This is a genomic window from Nocardia sp. BMG111209 (assembly GCF_000381925.1).
GTDB lineage: Bacteria > Actinomycetota > Actinomycetes > Mycobacteriales > Mycobacteriaceae > Nocardia.
The window spans coordinates 231,363-252,741 of sequence record NZ_KB907308.1 but is presented as its reverse complement, the minus strand read 5'-3'; the positions used below and the strand labels follow the sequence as shown (position 1 = coordinate 252,741).

Sequence of the window (21,379 nt, the reverse complement as noted above, 5' to 3'; positions counted from 1 at the left end):
TACAAGGGGTGGGCAGGTGCGGAGGCGGCAGCACGAGTAACCATCGGGGGCCGGTCCAAACGTCCCGTGCGAATATTTGCCACCTTCTTTTTCGGGCCACCGAATTTCCGTCCGACCGTTCGGTGGTGACCGTCTCCGCGTTCTCGTCCGCGAGCCGGGGAATGGTCGTCGAACGTTCACCGCGCGTTCTCGTACGGCGCGTCGGAGTCGGCGTCTGCCGCCGTTGCCGGCGAATTGTGCCGCCGGAGTCCGCGCCGCCGCCGCGGCGGCGGTCGTACGCCCGCGGGTCCGAATCCGAGCGGCGACGATCCCACTCGACCCGGGATGTGTCCGTGTCGGTGGTCACTGATTGAATGCCGGACATGTTCGAGGACCTGCCCGCGCCCCCGTTTCGCCCGGATCGCCCGTCGGCAACCGCGGAAGTGCCCGTACCCGAGGGCGATCCGGCCCAGGTGTTCGGCGCGCTGGGCGTGCCGCTGCCCGCTATGCGGGTGATCGGGAGAACCGTGGCGGGGCAGCCCATCTGGTCCGGCGAGGTGGAACCGGGCTATCCGGCCGCCGACCTGTGGACCGCCGCGCGCGACTGGTTCCCGGGGACCGGGTGGTGGCCGGTGCTCACCGAGCCGCGCACCTTCGACGGCCTGGAAGAGGCCGTGCGCACCGCCGGACCGGCGATCGGGCCCGGGGAATGGGACGGGGTGCGCTGGCTGGACCGCGCCTATACGGCCGCCACGCGGGACGGCGCCGACTTCCCGCGCTCACCCCGGCCGCTGACCAGTGACGACCTCGACCACGCCGGATTCGGCTGGGCCGATGCCTGGGCGGTCGTCGGCGACGAGTTCGCCGCCCTCACCCTGGTCCCCGCGCCGGCCCCCTGGCTGGTGCCGTACCTGCTGAACTGGTGGGGCGCGTGCAACTACGACCTCGGTGGGGCGGACCACGCGGCGATGCTGCACCGCTGGGCCGGGCACTGGCGGGCCGAACTGCTCGCCCTCGGGCTCGACACCATCACGCTGCGGGTGGACGCCCCGCCCCGCACCGACCCCGACGCGCTCACCGTCGCCCTGGAACATCATCTGTACTGCCCGGACTCGGTCTACCAAGGGGTGGAAACCCTGGACAACCTCAAACCGCAGACCGCGGCCCCGCTGTGGCAGTTGTGGTGGGACTGAGCGGCGATCCCTACTGTGCGGTGAACCCGGCGGACCGCGCGGTGATCCCGTCGGCGCCGCGGCCCGCGACCGGCACCGGTTCCGCCGGCGGACGTTGCGGGCCATCATGGGGGTGTGCGTGGTCTGTTCCGGTCGATATGGTTCGAGCCCGCCGCGCCGGATGTGCCGGCGCGGTCGTGGCGCGACCGGTTGCTGGTGCTGGTCCTCGTGGCGGTGGCGATCGTCGAAGGCACTGTGCGGCACAATGTTCCGTACCGGGCGATCTGGCTGCCGGTCGTCGTCGGCATGATGCTGACGCTGTTGTGGCGGCGTAGCCGGCCGCTGCCGATGATCACCCTCGCATTCGGCGGCTCGGCCGCGGCGACGGTACTGCTCGGCGGCGCGCAATCGAACATCGCTGTCGAGGGAGCGGTCCTGCTGCTGCCGTACGCGTTGTACCGGTGGGGGTCCGGGCGCGCGATCGTGCTGGGTTCGGTCGTGGTGGTGGCCGGCCCGGGGATCGGGATCGTCGCGGCGGATCTGCGCGGCGCCGACGCCGCCGCCGGATTGTTCGTGCTGGTCTCGACCGTGGCGCTGGGCGCGGCGTTCCGCTATCGGGCTCGGGCGAAGGTGCGTGAACTCGATCAGATCAAGCTGGTCGAGCGGGAACGGCTGGCCCGCGACCTGCACGACACCGTCGCACATCACGTGTCGGCGATCGCGATCCGCGCGCAGGCCGGGCTCGCGACCGCGGAGTCCACCTCCGGCGCCGCCGGCGACGCGCTGCGGCTGATCGAGACCGAGGCCGCGCGCACGCTGACGGAGATGCGCTCGATCGTGCGCGCGCTGCGCCGGGACCGGCCGGACGACGACGAAAACTGTTTTCCCACTCCGGGTCTCGCCGATCTGCAACGACTCGCCGGACTTGCCGGTAGCGGTCCCGCCGTGGCGGTCGAGATCGGCGACGGGATCGGCGATCTGCCCGCGACCGTCGGCACCGCGCTGTACCGCATGGCCCAGGAAGCGGTCACCAACGCGATGCGCCACGCGCGCAACGCGACTCGCGTCGAGGTGCGGATCGACGCCGACGAGACGGTGGTGCGACTGCGCGTCCGCGACGACGGTGATCCCGGCCGCGCGTTCGTGACCGGATCCCCCGGATACGGGCTGATCGGCATGGCCGAACGAGCCGTCCTGCTCGGCGGTACCTGTGAGGCCGGACCGGATCCGGGCCGCGGATGGACCGTGACCGCCGTACTGCCCCGCGAGGGGGCGGCGCGATGAACGCTCCCGCGCTGCGGGTGCTGGTCGCCGACGACCAGGAGATCGTCCGCACCGGACTGGCGATGATCCTCGACGCGCAGCCCGGTATCGAGGTGATCGGCGCGGCGGCGGACGGCGAACAGGCCGTCCGGCTCGCCCTGGAACGACGGCCCGACGTGTGCCTGTTCGATATTCGCATGCCCGGCCTGGACGGTATCGAGGCCACCCGCCGGCTCGCCGGTCCGGCGGTCGCGGATCCGCTTGCGGTGGTGGTGATCACCACCTTCGATCTCGACGAGTACGTCTACGCCGCGCTGCGGGCGGGGGCGCGCGGATTCCTGCTGAAGGAGGCCGGACCCGTGCTGCTCGCCCAGGCCGTGCACGCCGCCGCGCGCGGTGACGCGCTGATCGCCCCGAGTGTCACCGCACGCCTGCTGGCCGCCTTCGTCGGCTCCGAACCGGCTGCGGCCCAACACCGATCGGCCGGCACACTGACCGAACGGGAGGAGCACGTGCTGGCCGCTGTGGCCCGCGGCCGCACCAACAGCGAGATCGCCACGGAACTGCACATCAGCCTGAGCACCGTGAAGACCCACATCGCGAGCCTGATGGCCAAACTCGGCGTGCGCAATCGGGTCGAACTCGTCATCTGGGCCTACGAGACCGACCGGGTCCGGCGCTGAGCGACGCCGATCGGCCGAAAGTACCACCGCCGCATCGGCGTATCGGCCGATCGGGATCGGGCCGCTCGCCCGATGTGCGCACCGGCGCGGATCGCCACGATGGTGAGGAACCATCGAAGGAGGAAATCGTGTCGGAATCGACGAAAGCCCTCGGCAGCGCCCGCGACACCGCGATGACCGCGATCGTCCAGAACCGTTACGGCGCACCGGAACAGGTACTGGCCCCGGCCGAGATCGCCCGGCCCGTACCCGGCGACGACGAGGTCCTGGTGCGGATGCGGGCCACCAGCGTGAACACCCCGGATTGGCTTGCGGTGCAGGGTGTTCCCTATCTCCTGCGGCTGCAGTCCGGGCTGCGGCGCCCGGCGGCGCCGGTGCGCGGCAGCGATATCGCGGGCGTCGTCGCCGCGACGGGAAAGAATGTGACCGACCTCCGCATCGGCGACGAGGTGTTCGGTTCCCAATGGGGCACGAAATCGCGGCCCGGCACCTTCGCGGAATTCGCGCTCGCGTCGGCCGATCGGCTGATCGCCAAACCCGCCGAACTCACCTTCGAGGAGGCCGGCGCCGCGGTGATGTCGGGAATCACGGCGCTGCTCGCGGTGCGCGACGTGAGCCGGGCCGGGCCCGGGAAGCGGATCCTGATCAACGGCGCCTCCGGCGGCGTCGGCACATTCGCGATCCAGATCGCCAAGACCCTCGGCGCGCACGTCACCGGCGTGTGCAGCACCCGCAACGTCGAATTCGTGCGGTCGCTGGGCGCCGACGAGGTCGTCGACTACACCCGCGACGACTACACCCGCGGCGCACAGCGATACGACGCGATCCTGGACAACGTGCTGAACCACTCGCCCGCCGCGAACGCCGCCCTGCTGACGCCCACCGGAACGTTCATCCCCAACAGCATCGGGAATGCCGCCGGCCTCTTCGGCGGCCTGCCGAGAATCGGCCGGGCCCACCTGATGGGCCTCGGCTCGGCCGATGTCCGCAGCGTCACCTGCGTCCCCGATCGCGGCAACCTGCGCGATCTCGCCGCACTCCTGGCGTCCGGCGATGTCAAGGTGATCATCGAACGGACCTATCCGCTCGCCGAGGCCGCCGCCGCGATCACGCACATGCTCGGGCACCGGGCCAGGGGGCAGATCGCCGTCACCATCCGGCCCGGCGGCGATTCCGGCGGCGAGATCGACTGAGCGACAGCTTGTTTCAACGTACAACCGAAGTCCGCGGCGACCGTCGCAGTGGTGATCCTCTCAGCACTGTGACGCCGGTCGCACGATAGAATGTCCTCCACGGGTTCCGTGTTGCGCAGTGGAGGAGTCCGAGCGGATGGGTCTGCACGACCAGCGGATCAGCAGACGCAGTGTGCTGTGGGCGGCCGGGGCGGCGGTCGCGCTCACCACGGTCGCCCAGCCCACGCAGGCGGCGGCCATCACGCCGATCGCGTCGGCCGGGCCGGAGGAGCCCGTGAAGCGGGCGGAACTGGCCGAGCAGGCGATCGCCGAACGTCATGTCCGCACCCTCTGGGGTCGATCGTCGGCGCAACTCGGCACCCTCACCTGGCCCGCGGCCCTGCTCGACCAGTCGTTCCTGAAATGGTGTTACTGGTGGCAGGCCCATCTCCTCGACTGTGCGGTGGACGCCGCGCGCCGCGCACCCACCGGCGAGCGGATCCATCGGGTCACCGCCATGGCCAACGGCATCCGGACCCGCAACATCACCGGCTGGACCAACCGGTACTACGACGATATGGCCTGGCTGGCACTGGCCCTCGAACGCGCCGAACGGCTGCTCGGCCTGCGCTACACCGGTCCGCTCGCGGAGTTGCGGACCGCCCTGCTCGCCGGCTGGAATCCGGCCGTCGGTGCGGTGCCGTGGCGGCACGGCGACCATTTCTACAACACCCCCGCGATCGGCCCGACCGCCACCGCGCTGGCCCGCCTCGGTGAACTGCCCCGCGCCGAACAACTCGCCGATTTCCTGCACACCCGATTGCGCGACCCCGACACCGGCCTGACCCTCGACGGCGTCCGCGAACCCGAGAACCGCGTGGACCGGACCATCCACACCTACTGTCAGGGCGTGGCCATCGGCTTGGAAACCGAATTGGCCGTGCGCACGGGTGATCCGGCCCATCACGACCGCGCTGCCGACCTCGTCGCCGCCACCGAGGCCCACCTGACGAACGCCGGGGTGATCGCCGGCGCCTCGGCCGACGACTCCGGCCTGTTCATGGGCATTCTCGCCCGCTATCTGGCCGAAACGGCGCTGGCCCTGGGCAACACCACCGCCGCCCGCATCGTGCACGCCTCCGCCCGGGCCGCCTGGGACCACCGCGCCGAGGTGGACGGCCTGCCGCTGTTCGGGATGGACTGGTCCCGCCCGGTCCCCGCCCCGGACCACCCCCGCGCCTTCCCCGAGCTCACCCATGCCCCCGCCGCGGCCTCGTCGAATCTGAGCCGCGACCTGTCGGTCCAGCTCAGCGGCTGGATGCTGCTGGAAGTGGATCATCAGCTCACCGCCGCCGGACTCTGAGCCGCGACGGCCCCGGGTCAGAGGTCGATGACGAGCTTGCCGTGGACGTGCCGGTCGGCCTGGACGCGGGCCGCGTGGCGGATCTGCTCGACCGGGAAGCTCGCCGCGACCGGCACCCGGAGCCGGCCCGCCGCGACCAGGCGGGCGATCTCGGGCAGCGCGCCGGGCGCGGCATTCGCGCCGTTGGCCGCGGGCACGCCGTCGACCTGTGCGGCGACGGTGCAGATGCGGCCGTCCACGACGCCGAGTTCCCTTGCGGCGTATACGGTCTCGACCCCGTGCAGGTCGACGGCGGCGGTGACGCCGCCGGGGGCGAGGGCGGCGACCCGGTCGGCCAGGCCGTCGCCGTAGGCGACCGGTTCGGCGCCGAGCTCACGCAGGAAATCCGCCGAGGCCGCCGACCCCGTGCCGATCACCCGCGCTCCCGCGATCCGGGCCAGCTGGACGGCGAACACCCCGACCCCGCCCGCCGCGCCGCCGATCAGCACGGTGTCGTCCGGGCCGGGCTCGAGCACGGCGAGGGCGGCCGATGCCGTCCGGCCGGCGATCGCGAGGGTGGCGGCGGTGCGATCGTCGACGCCGTCGGGGGTGTGATGGACCTCGTTGGCCGCGACCTCCCCGGCCGCGTCGACCACCACGAAGTCGGCGACCGCTCGGGACAGGGCGCTCCCGAACACCCGGTCGCCGGGTGCGAAGCCGGTCACCCCGGCGCCGACCAGGTCGACCACGCCCGCGTAGTCGGTCCCGAATCCGGCCGGCAGGCTCAGGCCGAACCGCGCGGCGGTGTCCGCGTCGGCGGTCATGATCCAGTCCATCGGATTGAGACCGGCCGCGGTGACCCGCACCCGGACCTGTCCCGGACCGGCCTGCGGCGCGGGAATCTCCCGGATGTCCAGCACCTCGGGGCCGCCGAAGGATTCGAGCCGGACCGCCCTGCTGCTGTCCGCGGGCCGTCGATCGCGCTGTTCCTGCATGGACGCCTGTCTCCTCGGTCTGGGCACCTCGAAACGGACTATGCTCCGTTTACATGGACGACGGTAACACAAAACGGAGCATGATCCGTTTTGGCTGAGGTGGAGATGCGCGCGCCCCGTGCGGACGCGACCCGTAACCGCGATCAGTTGCTCGCGGTGGCGACCCGCGTATTCGCGTCGGCGGACGCCGAGCCGTCGATGCGGGCGATCGCCCGCGAGGCCGGGGTGGGCATCGCCACGCTCTACCGGCACTTTCCCACCCGCGAGTCGCTGGTCGACGCGGTCTACCGGGACCAGGTCGTGCGGCTGACCGCCGGCGCTCGCGAACTGCTCGGCGAACTGCCCCCGGCCGCGGCGATGCGGCGCTGGATGGACCTGTTCGGGGACTGGATCGCGACCAAGAACGGCATGCTCGACACGCTGCTCACGATGATCGAGGCGGGCGAGATCGCCCATGCGCGGACCCGGACCGAGCTGCTGGCGGCCATCACCACGATCCTCGACGCCGGCGCGGTCACCGGCGACCTCCGCTCCGACGTCACCGCCGACGACATCGCCTCCGCCCTCATCGGCCTCTTCACCGTGGCCCCCCGGCCCGAGCACGCCGCCAAGGCCGCCCGCCTGCTGAACCTCTTGATGGACGGCCTCCGGCCCGCCGCCTGAGCCCGAATCGTGCTCGCGGACCGAACAATTCGGGTCGATTCAGCGGTCGGCCGCGGAAAGGTGATCGAAGCCCGGCCGTTCGTGCGCGGACGGCAGTTCGGTGGCGATCCGGTGCGCGAAATCGCAGAAGGTGGCCGGCATCATGCGAGTGTCGTCGCGCCGGCGCACCACGTAGGTCGTGCAGGTCGGGCCACCGCGCAGCTCGACGACCCGGAATCGCGACACGGCCAGCCCGTGTCCCAGGGTGGCCGGTCCGGCGATCACGACCTTGTTCAATCCGGCCGACAGGGTGATTTCCGCATTGGTGGCGGCAGGGTCGCCGACGAATCGCGGTGCGGCGCCGTTGCGTTCGCCCGAGAGCTGCCAGTGCAACCGGGCCCGCCGGGAGATCCGCGGCGAATAGTTCACCAACGGCTGCTCGAGAAAGTCCGCGACATCGACGCTGTCCACATCCCAGAACGGATGGCCGTGCGGGGTCGCGATCACGCACGGCTCGTCGCCGACGATCGGTTGCCCGACGACCCGATCGAAATCCAGCGGTGAGCGCAGGAAGGCCACATCGACATCGCCCGCGAGCAGCGGTTGTTCGTATTCGGGGATGACGAGTTCCCGGCATCGAATCCGGACCTGCGGGAAGGCCGCGGTGAACGAGCTGATGACCGGGAAATGGATCGAATCGGGCAGCGGCCCGGCGACACCTATGCGCAATTCCGACAGATGTGGTGCGGCGCGGCGGGTATCGGCGACCGCGCTGTCCACCTCGCCCAGAATCCGTTGCGCGCGTTCGTAGAAGACCGATCCCGCCACCGTCAGCCGGGCCCCGTCCGGCTGCCGATCGAACAACTGCACACCGAGTTCCCGCTCCAGACCGCGGATCTGCTGGCTCAACGTCGGCTGGGACACGTACAACCGCGCCGCGGCCCCGGTGAAGCTCATACACTCGGCGACCGCTACGAAGTAGCGAAAGTGACGTAACTCCATGATTTTTCGATTCCCCTCGTGGCGATGTGCCCCGCTCGGCCCAGTATCCCCTACACCGGATTCCGGCGACAGTCGGCGTTTTCCGGGTCCGCGGTCGATCGGTTGTGCCTATACCGGCATAGGCACGCCGACTTCGACACCGCCGCGGATCGACCCGACACTGGTCGTGGTGCCGGGGCTGGGACAGGTCAGGAGCTGAAGATGTTGTCTATCAAAGGATTCGGTCCGGTCGGTCGGCGGCTGCGGGCGGGGTCCGCGCGCACCGCGCTGGTCGTGGCGGCGATCGTGGCGTTGAGTGCGCCGGGCGTGGCCGGGGCCGCGACGACCACGGTGACGCTGTCCGGGCGGGCATCGACCGCCTGCCCCGCGACGGTGACGGCGACCGTGACCGGCGTCGACCTCGCCGCGAACGGCGGCTCCCCGGGCGCGGTGTTGTTCGGGGACGGCACGACCACACTGGGCATCGTCCTCGCCACGGTGCAGACCACCACCCCGACCGGCGCGACCGTCGTCGCCGCGTTCGAATGGCATCCGGCCACGACCGGGACTCATGTCCTGACCGCCACCTACACCGGTGACGGCTCCGCCGACCACACCACCGTCGATGTCGGTACCGGCATCAACCTCGGCTCGGTGTGCCTGTAGCGGAGCGAGGGTCATGGCCGGTCTGCACCTCTGACCGTGGAAACGTCTCGTAGTACGGCCGGCCGCACCGCGCCGGCGGTACATCTCGCGAAGGATCACGCGAACCAGGTCGACATCGGCGGAGATGTTCACGGTGGGGTGAACATCTCCTGGCGGGAGGCACCGCGGCCGCCACGGGAGCCGGTCATCACCAATCTGCCGGGCGGGCCACGCGTCCTCGTGGGCCGGGACCGGGAGCTCCGGGAGATTCTCGACGTGACCGGGCCGCCGCGGCGGGTGCCGATCTGCGCGATCGACGGTATGCCGGGGGTCGGGAAGACCGCCTTGGCGGTCCGCGCAGCGCATGCGCTGGCCGAGCGGTTTCCCGACGGGCAGTACTTCATCGATCTGCACGGTCACACCCCGGGCCGGCGGCCGGCGGATCCGGCGGAGGTACTGGCGGAGATGCTGGCCGCGCTGGGGGTGGACGCTGCCGATATTCCGCCGACCCCGACCGGCCGCCGCAGCCTGTGGCGGAATCTGTTGTCCGGGACCAGAACCCTGCTGGTGCTGGACGACGCGGCGAACCGCGGTCAGGTGGAACCGTTGCTGCCGAGCGGGGACGGCTGCCTGACCGTGGTCACCAGCCGCCGCCGGCTGTTGCTGCCGGATATGTGGCCGATATCCCTGGCCGTCCTCGGGCCGCAAGCCGCCGAGGCGCTGTTCTGTACCGTCGCCGGTCGTGATCCGGACGGTATCCGCGAGATCGTCGCGCGCACCGCCGGATTGTGCGGATATCTGCCGCTGGCAGTCGGATTGGTGGCCGGCCGGGTGGCCCACCATCCGCACTGGACGGTCGAGGATCTCGAAGATCTGGCCGCGGAACTCGCGGCGGAAACGGATCGGCTGTCCGTGGTGGACAGCCCCGACGAACCGGCCGTGCGGGCCGCCTTCGATCTCTCGTACCGGGATCTACCGCCCGAGCGGCGACTGTTGTTCTGCCGCTCGGGACTTCACCCCGGCCCCGATCTGGAACCGGACGCGGTCGCCGCGCTGGCCGGAGTGGACCGGCGGACAGCGCGGCGTGAACTCGATGCCCTCTACACCGATCACCTGCTCCAGGAGACCGGTCGCGGCCGGTACCGGCTGCACGATCTGCTCCGCGGGTACGCGCGCACACTCGCCGAATCGAATGCCAACGCCGACAACGTGATTGCCGTCGACCGGCTGCTGGATCACTATCAGCGGACCGCCGCCGACGCCGATCGGTGGTTGTCCGGCCGGACTCGTCCCACCGGGACGCCGGTGACCGGTGGCGACACCGTATTCGCCGACGATGCGGCGGCGCTGCGGTGGCTGCGCCGCGAACGCGCGAATCTGCTCGCCTGTCTGGAGTATTGCGCCACAACGGATTCCGCTCGCACGGTCGCACTCACCGAGCATCTGGCCGAACTGCTGATACTCGACGGACCGTGGCAGCAGGCCCGCTCCCTGCACGAGCGCGCGGCCGAGGCGGCCGTTCGGCTCGGCGACGAGGTCGGCGCGGCCCACGCTCGGACGAATCTCGGCCGGGTACACAACCTGCTCGGCGACCACCTCCCGGCGCGCGATGCGTTCCGGATGGCGCTCGCGGTCTTCCGGCGGCGCGGCGATCGGCTGCACGAGGCCGCCGTGCACAGCGATCTGGGATTGATGAGCGAGAACGTCGGCGACTATGCGGCAGCGGCGGATTCGCAGCAGTGTGCCCGCGCCCGCTACCGGGAACTGGGCAATCGGTTGGGTGAGGCCCACACTGTGCGGCGGCTCGGTGGCGTCCATCAGGCGGCCGGGGAGTACCGCCGGGCCGCGGACCTGCTGGCCGAGGCCGGGGAGATCTACCGGGAGATCGGTGATCGGCTCGGCGAGGCCCATACGCTCGCCGCGCTCGGCACGCTGCGCCAGTCGACCGGAGACCACCGCGATGCGATCGACCTGCTCCGGCAAGCGGCGAACAGCTACCGGACCCTGGAAAACCCACTCGGCGAGGCGAATACGCTGCGCGATCTGGGTCTGCTGCTCCACATCGAGGGCCGCCGCGACGATGCCACAGCGTTGCACCAGCAGGCCGCGGATATTTACCGCCGACTCGGTAACCGCCTCGCCGAGGCCGACGCGCTCACCGCATACGGGATGGCGCAGTGGCGAACCGGTGACTTCGTCGAGGCGGTTCACCGGCATCAGCACGCGTCGGCGATCTTCCGGGAATCCGGAAATCGGCTGGGCGAGGCCGAAACTCTGCTCAACCTCGGTCTGGTCTACGAGAGCATCGGACAGCACGACCGGGCCGGCGAGCTGCATCAGCGGGCACTGACGATATTCGAGGAGATCGGCAACCGGCTCGGTGTGGCCGATGCGCTCGGCAACCTCGGCGCCGTGCGAATGACGCAGGGGCACAATGGGGTAGCCGAACAGCTGCATCGGCAGGCGCTCGAGATCTTCCGGGAGCTCGGCAGCCGGTTGGGCGAGGCGAAAGCCCTGACCGGCCTCGGCCTGGTGTGTGAGGGCGACGAGGATTTCGGCACACGGGCCGCGCGACTGCACCGGGACGCCCTGGACCTCTTCCGGGAACTCGGCCATCGCCGCGGCGAGGCCGAAACCCTCGCCGCGCTGGCCCGCGTGCACCGCAACGCCGGGAATTACGACGACGCGACCGAACTGCTGACGCAGGCGCGGGATCTGTACCGCCGGATCGGCAATCGAGTCGGCGACGTCGAAACGCTCAACGGGATCGGCTGGCTGCTGCTCGAGGCGGGCCGGCGATCCGAAGCACTGCGGACGTTCACCGATGCGCTCGCGGCGGCCGACCACATCCACCACCGACTCGAACGGGCGCACGCGCTCGAAGGATCCGCTCGCTGCCGGACCATCGGCGGCGATCGCACCACCGCGGCCCGCCACTTGGCGGAGGCCGTCACCATCTACCGCGGCCTCGGCTCACCCGAAGCCGACCGCGCCGCACGGTATCTCGCCAGGAGCAGTAATCCATGACCGACGTATCGTCGCCACCGCAGCCGGATCATGAACTCGTGCAACGGCTTCGTGCCGGTGATCTCGACGGACTGCGCGACCTCCACACCGAATACGCCCCCGCACTGCACGCTTACTGCGTGAGCCGGCTCGGCGAATACGACGAAGCCGACGACGTGGTGCACCATACGATGCTGACCGCGTGGTCCCGGATGGTTCACCTCCGTGAGCCCGAGGCGTTGCGCGCCTGGCTGTTCGCGATCGCCCGCAACGAATGCCGTCGCCGGCTCGGCACCGGAACCGGTGCTGATTCCCTGCCGAACAACCTCGCCCGCACCGAGAGTGACGAACCGGGGCGCCAAATATCCGGTGCGGGGGAGGCTGGGTGACCGGCGATGCCCGGCCGCACGAGGCGGGAACCATCGCATCGGTCCGACAAGCACTGGACCATCTCGCACCGGATGAGCGGGACGCACTGGAACTCGTTCACCAGCATCGACTTTCGATCGCCGAAGTCGCTGACGTATTCCGTATCCCCGAGGGCCGGGCAGGGCGACTGCTGATGCGCGCTCAGGAGAATCTCGTGGCCGGTGCCTCCGCCGTGATGATCGCAGGGGAGGGCACCGGCGAATGCGCCGACCTGGCCGGTGTGGTCGACACGGCCGATGATGAGTTCACCGTTCTCACCCGGCGCGTGAACCGGCACGTCCGTCAGTGCTCGGTCTGTGCGGCCGGTGAGGCCCGCCGTGTGCGTCCGGCCGAGCTGATCGCCGTTGTCCCCCTGCTCATTCCGGCCGGACGGGCGCGTGCGGACGACGCGGTCCGCTTGGTCGCCGAGACCCGTCCGGCCGGTGGGCCGTCCCCCGAATCGGAGCGTGCCGGGCCCTACGACCGATTCGGATTTCCCCGCCCACCGGACCGCCGCAGGCGCTTGCGCATCGCCTTCGTGGTCTTCGCCGCCGCCGCGCTGCTCGCGACCGCCGCCGTCGCGGCCTCCGCACTCGCGCTGTCGGGTCACGCTCCGCAGACACCACCTGCCGCGGTCGAACCCGCCGCTCCCACCCCGGGTCTCGCGCCGACACCGACCCGACCGCCGACATCCGGCGCGGTCCCACCGCCGACTTCCCGTGTGGCTGCACCGCCCGCCTCGGGTGTCGGGGCACCGCCGCCACCCTCGGTGATGCCGGGCGCTCCGCAGCCGAATCAGTCCCCAGGGGAACAGGATTCACCACCGGTGCCGAATCCGGCACCGCCCGCGGCCGGTCCGCAACCGGTACCGGAACCCCCTGCCGCTCCGCCGAATCCGCAGCCCGTTCCGAATCCGCAGCCCGCCCCGAATCCACCTGCGCCCGTCCCGAATCAGCCGCAACCCGCACCCGTCCCGAATCAGCCGCCGCCCGCGCCGGGCCCGAATCAGCCGCCGCCGGGACCGAACCCGAATCAGCCGCCACCGGCGAAGAATCTGAATCAACCGCCGCCGGGACCGGATCCGCAACCCCCGGCGCACCAGCCCGACCGGAAACAATCTCCGCCCCAACCGAATCCGCAACCCCCGGTACACCAGCCCGACCGGAAACAACCTCCGCCCCAACCGGATCCGCAACCCGAACCGAATCGTCCCGCACCTCAGCCGAACCCGAACCCGAACCCGAACCCCGCGCCGAATCCGCAACCGGCGACCCCGCAGTCCTGCACCGTGGACCAGTATTGGGATCCCGTCACCAAGACCTGCAAATTGGCGCCCGGATAGCGGGCGGCCGTCCATCGGTCGCGGCGCCGACGGCAGGATCGAACCGGGCCCGACAGAGCCGCACCGACTACCTCACCCGTTCAGATACGCCAGGACCGCCAGCACCCGCCGGTGTCCACTATCCGTCGGTGGGAGGCCGAGTTTCAGGAAGATGTTGCCGATGTGCTTGCTCACCGCGCGCTCGGTGACGAAGAGGGTCGCGGCGATGGTGGTGTTGTCGTGGCCCTCGGCCATCAGCTTCAGGACCTCACGTTCCCGGGGAGTGAGCGAATCCACGGGGGAGTCGCGGCGGCGAGTGAGCAACTCGCTCACCACCTCCGGATCCAGGGCGGTGCCGCCGGCCGCGACTCGGCCCAGGGCGTCGAGGAATTCGTCGACGCGGCCGATCCGGTCCTTGAGCAGATAGCCGATACCGCCGGTCCCGTCGCCGAGAAGCTCTGCGGCATAGGACTGTTCGACATACTGGGACAACACCAGGATCGGCAGGCCGGGCAGCTGCCGCCGGGCGTCCAGCGCGGCGCGCAGGCCCTCGTCCCGGAAGCCGGGCGGCATCCGCACGTCGAGTACCGCCACGTCGGGACGATGCGCGAGCAGGGCGGGCAGGATCTCCGGGCCGGTGCCGGCGACCGCCGCCACCTCGTGCCCGGCCGAGGTCAGCAACAGGACCAGGCCCTCGCGCAACAGGGCATTGTCCTCGGCGATCACCACACGCACGGCAACTCCGCTTCGATACAGGTCGGTCCCCCTACGGGGCTGGTCAGCGTGAACGTCCCGTCGAGGGCCGCGACGCGGCGGCGAATCCCCAGCAGGCCCGAGCCGGTCTCACCCGCGTCGGGGAGATGGGCCCCGCCGTCGCCCTCGTCGCGGACCAGTACCCGCACGCCGGTACGGGTACGGGTCAGGCGGACCTCGGCGCGTTCGCCGCCACTGTATTTGGCCGCGTTCGTGAGTGCCTCGGCCACAACGTAATACGCTGCCGCCTCCACGGCCGCCGGGGCCCGGGGCGGATCGTCGAGTTCGTCGGCGTCCACGGTGACCGTCAGCCCGCTACCGGCCGCGAGGGCCCGGACCGCGCCGGACAGGCCGCGGTCGGTGAGGATCGGCGGATGGATGCCGCGCACGACGTGCCGCAGTTCCACCAGCGCCTGCTCGGCCTGGGACTGCGCGTCGTCGAGGAGGGTGCGCGCGGCCTGCGGATCGGTGTCGAATGCGCGGCGCGCCAAGCCGATTCGCATCGACAGGGCCACCAGCCGCGCCTGGGTGCCGTCGTGCAGATCCCGTTCGATCCGGCGCAACTCGGCCCCGTGCGCGGCGACGGCCCCGGCCCGTGTGGCAGTGAGCTCCTGAACCCGTTCGGCCAGAAGCGCTTTCGGCGGCGGCCGCAGCAGTGCCACCGACCAGCGGGTGTCCAGCTCGGCGAGCCGATCGATCAGGGGGAGTACCAGCGCGGTCCGGCCCAGCAGCCCGCACCACACCCCGTCGACCACGAGGCCGATCGGCCAGAGCGGGACGGCGGCCAGGCCGAGAAAACCGTAGAGGTAGTGGGCGAGCAGCCAGCGCAGATCGCCGTAGGTGCACGGATCGCGGCGGATCGCGCGCAGGCTGTCGCGCAGTGGCGGGTCGATCGGCAGATACGCCTCGGGCAGGGCCCGGCCGGTGCGGGCCTGCACCCAGCGGCGTTTGGTGCCGGCGATCCGGCGGATCAGCAGCACCGTCTCCGGCAGGAGCCCGAGGCCGACGACGGTGACGGCTCCCACGACGGTCAGCAGCAGTACCGTCACGAACAGCACGCATCCGAACGCCAGCGCCAGGGCCCGGACCAGATACGCCGAGGCCCGCGCTGCTTGCCGGACGGTTGCTCGCATGATGTCACCTTAAATCGCCGGTCGGCCGCGCGCGGTCGTGCCGAATCCACTGCGGGGGTGTAGCCGGCTACACCCCCGGTCCGGGTTCGCACCCCCTCGTGGCGGCGCGGCCGCGACGGCATCGTCGAAGACACCATGCGGCATCCGCTCCGGGATGGCGCCGACCACGAGGAATTCCCGCCATGCGCAACACTGCCGACATCATCGAGACAGCCCCGGCCGCCCCGACGGCGCGGTCCGGCGTCCGCACGATCGGGCTGCGGATCCTGTTCGGCGCCGGGGTCGCCGCCTGCCTCGGATCCGGATTCGTACTCCCGGACCCGTATCAGCACATCGCCACCTATGCCGGGACGGCGGTATCGCTGGTGACCGGTCCGCTGGTGATGCGCGAGGAACCGCTGCGCTCCTGGCTGGCGGCCCGCCCGACGCTGTGGTTCCTGTTCCTGTTCAACCTGGTTGTCGCCGTGTGCGCCGGAATCTTCCTGCACGGTCCGGAAGGCATCGCCGCGGCCGCCGGCATGGGCGTCGTCTCGCTCGGCGCGGGCATCGGACTGCTGCGGTCGCGACCGGCCGCCGTCCCCGCGCAGTGATCCGGTCGCGATCGGGTGAGGTTTCGGCCGCCTACACCATCCGATCGGTGAGCCGATGCGGTGCGTGCCGCAGCACGGTATCGATGACCCGCCAGCGGAACCCGGGCAGCGCTGCACGGGCCGGTTCGCGTTCGATGGCCGTGACCATGGCGGAAACTCCCTGGTCCAGCGAGGCGGTGAGCGCACGGCTCGCACCCGCCGCGGCGGACAGCTCGGTGGCGATATAACCGGGTACCAGGGTCGTGACGGCGATCGCGCTGCCGCGCAGTTCGGTGGCCAGCGCCTCGCCCAGGGCGGAGACGGCCGCCTTGCTGGCGGAGTAGGCGGCGGCCTTGCCCGGCAGTCCGCGATCGGCGCTGATGCTGGATACCAGCACGAGATGTCCGTACGTCTGCCGCCGGAAGATCGACAGCGCCGCCTCGGCCTGCGACAGGGTGCCCAGCACATTCGTGCGGGCGGTGTCCAGATTGACCTGCGACCGGCCGGTGCCGATGGCCGCGCCCTTGCCGATCCCGGCGTTGGCGATCACCCGGTCCAGCCCGCCGTGGGCCGCGGCGGCGGCCTCGAAGGTCGTGCCCACCGCCGCGTCGTCGGTGACGTCGAGCGGGTGGACGGTGACCGTGATCGCCGGATTCGCGGCCAGCAGTTCGGCGCGCAGGGCGTCCAGCAGGTCGGCGCGCCGGGCGCACAGGGCCAGGTCGCGGCCGCCGGCGGCGTATCGGCGCGCCAGCTCCGCGCCGAGGCCGGAACTGGCGCCGGTGATCAGGATCCGTTTCCGGGGCGGGTGGGGGGTACGTGTCATATCGCCGTCGTCTCCGGTCGAAGAAGGAACTGACTCTCGGGTAACAACGGACCCTATCGGCGCCACCGGATCCGGACAAGCCGCCTTGTGTATGCGCGGATACACACCGAGTGTCGTTCCGGTGGCAGAACTTCCGGCCCGCCGCACGCAGTATTGGTGACGTACCGGACGCCGGCCGCACGGGCCGGCGAAAAGACTTGGAGGACAACATGACCGATGTGTTCCGCCGGATCGGGATCACCCTGGCCGCCCTCACCGTGATCGGTGGCGCGGGGGCCGGGATCGCCGGTGCCGCAACGCCGGACGCCGCCATGCCGGCCAAGACCGTCGTGCAGCTCGGTGAGCACACCTGGTTCGATCCCTTCTGCGAATGGCGCGAGGGGTTCGACTGGCACTACTACAACTACTGCGACAGCAACTTCTGGCACGGCAGCCACTTCCGCGACTGGGAGTGGTTCGATCGCCACAACCACGGCTACGACTACAACTGGCGTCGCTGACCCAACCTCGTCCCGCCTCGGCACCCCGGCAGCATCCGCTGCCGGGGTGCGGGCGTTTCCGGGGACGCGTGCCCGCCCGGGCCCCGGGCTGGGTAGGGTTCAACGGTGTCGAAAGTGGGCGTGCTCACCTGGGCCGCCGCCATCATCCTGCCGGCGGCGGGACTGTGGCTGCTGCTGTCGCATCCGAAACTCGACGCCCACTACGAACACCATCCGCAGCATTTCTGGCTGGTGCTGGCCGCGGCGGTGCTGGCGATGCTGCTGGGTGTGGTCCTGTTCCGCGCCGCGCGCACCCGCCACGATGTACGGCTGATCCTCGTCTCGCTGATGTTCCAGTTCGCGGCCGGTTTCCTGGGATTGCACGCGATCGCGACGCCGGGTGTCATCCTCGCGATGCCCAACGCCGGCTTCGTCTACGCGGTACCGGTCGGGCTGACCCTCGGCGGATTCGCGGCCCTGGCCTCCGCGATCGAGTACGGGCCCGCCGCGGCGGCCCGGCTCAACAACATGATGTGGCTGTTGTCGGCGCTGCCGGCGGTGGCGCTCGTGGTGTGGGCGGCCTTCTCGCTCACCGGATTACCGCCGTTCGACGGGATGCCCAGTCCCACCGAGACTTCCGGTCCGCTGGTGGTCCTGGCGTATGTGGGCTCACTGTCCTATGTGGGCGCGGCGATCGCCTACGCCCGGCAATTCCTCCGCCGCCGCGGCCTGTTGCTGCTGAGCGTGCTCACCGCGTTCGTCCTGCTGATCGAGGCGCTGCTGGCGGTCGGCTACGGACGTAGCTGGCAGGCGTCCTGGTGGGAATGGCATGTGCTGATGGTGCTGGCCTTCGCGCTGATCGCGCTGAGCAGCCACACCCAGTTCCGGCGCGAGGGCTCGTCGCTGGGCCTGTTCGACAGCGTCACGCTGAACCAGACGATGGCCGTCCTGGAGCGCGACTACACCCGGGCCCTGGCCGAACTCGTGGAGGTGCTGCGCCAGCGGCAGGCCGCCGGGCTGCCGATCGATCAGCCGCTCGGCTCGCTCGGGGTCGATCTGTCGAAACGGTTCGGGCTCACCGAACGTCAGCTCGCCGTGCTGACCCAGAACGCCAGGCTGTACCGGCAGCTCGACGAGCTGTTCCGCTCCTACATGTCCCCGCAGGTGGCGACCGCGCTGCTGGCGAATCCGGCGGAGGCCGACCTGGGCGGCCGGATCGCCGAGGTCAGCGTGCTGATGGCGGATCTGAGCGGGTTCACCCCGTTCGCCGAGCGCACCGACCCGGCGCTGGTTGTGCAGATGCTGAACACCTACTACGGCGCCATCGTGCCGGTCATCCTCGGCGAGGGCGGCGTGGTGGTGCAGTTCGTCGGTGATGCGGTGATGGCGGTGTTCAATGCGCCTGCGCCGCAACCGGATCACGCGTTGCGGGCCGCCCGCGCCGGGCTGGCGCTGCAACGGTCCGTCGCGCACATCGCGGCGGGCCGGCCGGACTGGCCCCGATTCCGGGTGGGCATCAACACCGGGCCCGCGCTGGTCGGCAATATCGGTGCGGCACAGATGCGTAACTACACCGCGATCGGCGACACCACCAATACCGCGGCCCGGCTGGAGGGCGTGGCCCAGCCCGGCGACGTGGTGATCGGCCCGCTCACCCGGGACCAGCTCGGGCCGTACGCGATCGTGCAACCGCTGCACGCGATCTCGGTGAAGGGCCGGCGAGAACCGGTGACCTGCTTCGTTCTCCGGGGCCTGCGATGACCACCGAATTCGCCCTGCTGCGCAGCCTGGAGCCGGAGGAGCGCCGCCAGGTGCTGGCCTCCTGTGTGCCGCGGCGCTTCAAACGACGCGAAATCCTGTGCCACGAGGGCGATCCCGGCGACACGCTGCATCTGGTCCGGTCCGGGCTGTTGCTGATCCGGGTGGCGACCCCGCTCGGCTACACCGCCACCCTGACCATGATCGGCCCCGGTGATTCGTTCGGGGAACTCGCACTGCTCAGCGACGACGCGCGGCGGACGGCGACCGTGGAGGCGGCCGAGAACGCCGAAACCCTCACCCTGAGCCGGGCGCAACTCGCGGTGCTGCGCGAGGCGCATCCGACCATCGATCGGATGATCACCGCAACCCTGGTGGAACAGGTGCGGCGACTGTCGGCGAATGTGCTGGAGGCACTGTATCTTCCGGTCGAGGCGCGGGTGGTGCGCCGGCTGGCCAATCTCGCGCGGGTCTACGGCGGGCCCGCCCCGGTCGCCGAGATCCGGCTCACCCAGGACGATCTCGCGTCGATGGCGGGCACCACCCGGGTCACCGCCAACCGGGTGCTGCGCGATCTGGAGCAGCGCGGCATCCTGGTCCTGCGGCGCGGCCGGATCATCGTCACCGATCGCGCCGGACTGGTCGCCGCCGCCGGCGCCACCTCCTGACCCGGCTTGCCGGGCAGGGAAATTCGGTCGCGCGGCCGCACGCACGGTGGCTACATTGACGGCCATGGCAGAGTTGCACGGGCAGGTCGACGATCGATTCGCGCCGGTGGCGCAGGCGTTGTCGGCAGCGCTGGACGCCGTCGACGTGGGCGCCTCGGCCGCGGTGTATCTCGACGGTGAGCCCGTGGCCGACCTGTGGGGTGGCTACGCCGACGCCGCGCGCACCGTCGCGTGGGACCGGGACACCATCGTCAACGTCTTCTCCACGACCAAGCCGATGGTCGCCCTGTGCGCGTTGATCCTCGCCGATCGCGGCGAACTCGATCTGGACGCGCCGGTCGCCCGGTACTGGCCGGAGTTCGCCGCCGCCGGGAAACACGATGTGCTGGTGCGACATCTGCTGGGACATACTGCGGGACTTCAGGATTGGGATACGCCGGTCAGCGTCGCCGACCTGTGCGACGGTCCGGCGGTGACCGCGCGGCTGGCGGCGCAGGCGCCGCGGTGGGAGCCCGGCGCGGCGGGCGGCTACCACTCGCTCACCTTCGGATTCCTGGTGGGCGAGGTGATCGCGCGGGTCAGCGGCCGCAGCGTCGGCACCTTCTTCGCGGAGGAGGTCGCCGGGCCGCTCGGCGCCGATTTCCACATCGGCCTCGCACCCGAACACGACCACCGCGTCGCCGCGCTGATCGCCGCGCCGGGCGGGGACAAGCCGGAGGGGTTCGCGGTCGGCGCGTCCGACGCCAATACGCCGCAGTGGCGGCGCGCGGAGATTCCCGCGGTCAACGGGCACGGCAACGCGCGCTCGGTCGCCGCGGTGCAATCGGTCCTCGCGTCCGGGGGAGTGGGCGGCAACGGCGTGCGCCTGCTGTCCCCGGCCGGTTGTGAGCGGGTACTCGAGGAACAGTTCCGCGGGACCGACCGCGTCCTGCAGTCCCCGATCACCTGGGGCCTGGGGTATCGGCTCGAGAACCGGACCTGCTCGTGGGGCGGCTGGGGTGGTTCGCTGGTGCTCAACGACCTCGATCGCCGCCTGACCGTGGCCTATGTGATGAACCAGGTCCTGTGGGAGGACGACTACCTCCGCGGCCTGTCCATCGTGATGGCCGCCTACGAGGCGCTGGACGCCTGAGCGCCGGCGGCCCGCACCGATGCGGCGGGCCGCCCGCTCGGCCTCAGACCGGGACGAGTTCGCTCGTGCAGAACGCGCAGCGCTTCGCCTCGACCGGGACCGAACTGAGGCATTCCGGGCAATCGCGCTTCGGTGTGATCGCCTCGGTCTTCGGGCTGAAGCGCGAGGTCAGCGCGTTGACCGGGAGTACCACGAGGTAATAGACGAACAGGGCCACCAGGACGAACGTGACGATCGCGGTGAGAAACGCGCCGACCGGGAACTCCACCTTCCCGACCTTGAATCCCTGATCACTGAAATCTCCGGTCGCGCCGACCGCCAGACCGACCAGCGGGGTCAGGAACGCGCGCACGAAACCGTTGACGACGGAGGTGAATGCCGCACCCACCACGATGCCGACCGCCAGATCCACGACGTTGCCGCGCAGCAGGAACGTCCGAAAGCCCTTCATATCT

21 protein-coding genes are annotated in these 21,379 nt (G+C 70.8%); 15 read left to right on the top strand and 6 right to left on the bottom strand.

What is annotated here, in order from left to right; translation table 11 throughout:
• The first annotated feature begins 362 nt into the window (after positions 1-362).
• From G361_RS47240 to G361_RS0124590, 5 genes are all read left to right on the top strand, one after another.
• A complete protein-coding gene (locus G361_RS47240) occupies positions 363-1,172 on the top strand; it encodes a DUF4253 domain-containing protein (protein ID WP_196814630.1) in 810 nt (269 codons plus the stop codon).
• A gap of 114 nt (positions 1,173-1,286) precedes the next feature.
• A complete protein-coding gene (locus G361_RS0124610) occupies positions 1,287-2,435 on the top strand; it encodes a sensor histidine kinase (RefSeq protein WP_019929776.1) in 1,149 nt (382 codons plus the stop codon).
• Positions 2,432-3,097 (top strand): response regulator transcription factor, encoded by a 666-nt coding sequence (locus G361_RS0124605; RefSeq protein WP_019929775.1) that lies wholly within the window; start codon positions 2,432-2,434, stop codon positions 3,095-3,097. The genes G361_RS0124610 and G361_RS0124605 overlap by 4 nt, the downstream gene beginning before the upstream one ends.
• A 128-nt stretch (positions 3,098-3,225) precedes the next feature.
• Entirely contained in the window at positions 3,226-4,290 is a 1,065-nt protein-coding gene (locus G361_RS0124595) for an NAD(P)-dependent alcohol dehydrogenase (protein ID WP_196814629.1), read from the top strand.
• A gap of 136 nt (positions 4,291-4,426) precedes the next feature.
• Positions 4,427-5,632 carry a glycoside hydrolase family 76 protein gene (locus G361_RS0124590; protein ID WP_019929773.1) on the top strand — a complete coding sequence of 402 codons (1,206 nt, stop codon included), beginning with the start codon at positions 4,427-4,429 and terminating at the stop codon, positions 5,630-5,632.
• Between the two features lie 17 nt (positions 5,633-5,649).
• On the opposite strand, the gene G361_RS0124585 is transcribed toward G361_RS0124590, so the two are convergent.
• On the bottom strand, positions 5,650-6,606 hold the full coding sequence (locus tag G361_RS0124585; protein WP_019929772.1) for an NADP-dependent oxidoreductase: 957 nt from the start codon (positions 6,604-6,606) through the stop codon (positions 5,650-5,652).
• Positions 6,607-6,696: 90 nt separating this feature from the next.
• Here G361_RS0124585 and G361_RS0124580 point away from each other — a divergent pair, with 90 nt between their 5' ends.
• Positions 6,697-7,269, top strand: coding sequence for a TetR/AcrR family transcriptional regulator (locus tag G361_RS0124580; RefSeq protein ID WP_026343446.1), 573 nt, complete (start codon positions 6,697-6,699; stop codon positions 7,267-7,269).
• A 39-nt stretch (positions 7,270-7,308) separates the two neighbouring features.
• Here G361_RS0124580 and G361_RS0124575 read toward each other — a convergent pair whose 3' ends face one another.
• Entirely contained in the window at positions 7,309-8,250 is a 942-nt protein-coding gene (locus G361_RS0124575) for a LysR family transcriptional regulator (RefSeq protein WP_081635562.1), read from the bottom strand.
• A gap of 201 nt (positions 8,251-8,451) precedes the next feature.
• On the opposite strand from G361_RS0124575, the gene G361_RS0124570 reads away from it, so the two are divergent.
• Genes G361_RS0124570 through G361_RS51890 form a run of 4 tightly spaced genes read left to right on the top strand, consistent with a single transcriptional unit; the run spans position 8,452 to position 13,630 of the window.
• A complete protein-coding gene (locus tag G361_RS0124570) occupies positions 8,452-8,895 on the top strand; it encodes a hypothetical protein (protein WP_019929769.1) in 444 nt (147 codons plus the stop codon).
• Between the two features lie 36 nt (positions 8,896-8,931).
• The gene (locus tag G361_RS47235) at positions 8,932-11,901 is read left to right on the top strand and encodes a tetratricopeptide repeat protein (protein ID WP_019929768.1); all 2,970 of its coding nucleotides are present in this window, start codon (positions 8,932-8,934) and stop codon (positions 11,899-11,901) included.
• The gene (locus G361_RS0124560; RefSeq protein WP_019929767.1) at positions 11,898-12,269 is read left to right on the top strand and encodes an RNA polymerase sigma factor; all 372 of its coding nucleotides are present in this window, start codon (positions 11,898-11,900) and stop codon (positions 12,267-12,269) included. Before G361_RS47235 ends, G361_RS0124560 begins: the two co-directional genes overlap by 4 nt.
• A complete protein-coding gene (locus tag G361_RS51890; RefSeq protein ID WP_026343444.1) occupies positions 12,266-13,630 on the top strand; it encodes a sigma-70 family RNA polymerase sigma factor in 1,365 nt (454 codons plus the stop codon). The genes G361_RS0124560 and G361_RS51890 overlap by 4 nt, the downstream gene beginning before the upstream one ends.
• A 72-nt stretch (positions 13,631-13,702) precedes the next feature.
• On the opposite strand, the gene G361_RS0124550 is transcribed toward G361_RS51890, so the two are convergent.
• Together G361_RS0124550 and G361_RS0124545 are read right to left on the bottom strand one after the other, a co-directional pair.
• Positions 13,703-14,344 (bottom strand): response regulator transcription factor, encoded by a 642-nt coding sequence (locus G361_RS0124550; protein WP_026343443.1) that lies wholly within the window; start codon positions 14,342-14,344, stop codon positions 13,703-13,705.
• Positions 14,332-15,495 (bottom strand): histidine kinase, encoded by a 1,164-nt coding sequence (locus G361_RS0124545; RefSeq protein WP_019929765.1) that lies wholly within the window; start codon positions 15,493-15,495, stop codon positions 14,332-14,334. Before G361_RS0124545 ends, G361_RS0124550 begins: the two co-directional genes overlap by 13 nt.
• A 182-nt stretch (positions 15,496-15,677) precedes the next feature.
• Between G361_RS0124545 and G361_RS50500 the strand changes: the two genes are divergently transcribed.
• Entirely contained in the window at positions 15,678-16,085 is a 408-nt protein-coding gene (locus G361_RS50500; RefSeq protein ID WP_019929764.1) for a hypothetical protein, read from the top strand.
• A gap of 31 nt (positions 16,086-16,116) precedes the next feature.
• Here G361_RS50500 and G361_RS0124535 read toward each other — a convergent pair whose 3' ends face one another.
• On the bottom strand, positions 16,117-16,887 hold the full coding sequence (locus tag G361_RS0124535) for an SDR family oxidoreductase (protein ID WP_019929763.1): 771 nt from the start codon (positions 16,885-16,887) through the stop codon (positions 16,117-16,119).
• Positions 16,888-17,096: 209 nt separating this feature from the next.
• On the opposite strand from G361_RS0124535, the gene G361_RS0124530 reads away from it, so the two are divergent.
• From G361_RS0124530 to G361_RS0124515, 4 genes are all read left to right on the top strand, one after another.
• Complete coding sequence (locus G361_RS0124530) at positions 17,097-17,387, top strand: hypothetical protein (protein WP_155981768.1); 291 nt, start codon at positions 17,097-17,099, stop codon at positions 17,385-17,387.
• A 105-nt stretch (positions 17,388-17,492) separates the two neighbouring features.
• A complete protein-coding gene (locus G361_RS0124525) occupies positions 17,493-19,127 on the top strand; it encodes an adenylate/guanylate cyclase domain-containing protein (protein ID WP_155981767.1) in 1,635 nt (544 codons plus the stop codon).
• Positions 19,124-19,792 (top strand): Crp/Fnr family transcriptional regulator, encoded by a 669-nt coding sequence (locus G361_RS0124520; RefSeq protein ID WP_019929760.1) that lies wholly within the window; start codon positions 19,124-19,126, stop codon positions 19,790-19,792. The genes G361_RS0124525 and G361_RS0124520 overlap by 4 nt, the downstream gene beginning before the upstream one ends.
• Before the next feature lie 64 nt (positions 19,793-19,856).
• Positions 19,857-20,924 carry an EstA family serine hydrolase gene (locus G361_RS0124515; protein ID WP_026343441.1) on the top strand — a complete coding sequence of 356 codons (1,068 nt, stop codon included), beginning with the start codon at positions 19,857-19,859 and terminating at the stop codon, positions 20,922-20,924.
• A 43-nt stretch (positions 20,925-20,967) separates the two neighbouring features.
• Here the strand turns inward: G361_RS0124515 and mscL are convergent, their stop codons facing one another.
• Positions 20,968-21,375 (bottom strand): large conductance mechanosensitive channel protein MscL, encoded by a 408-nt coding sequence (gene mscL / locus G361_RS0124510; RefSeq protein ID WP_019929758.1) that lies wholly within the window; start codon positions 21,373-21,375, stop codon positions 20,968-20,970.
• Positions 21,376-21,379 lie beyond the last annotated feature (4 nt).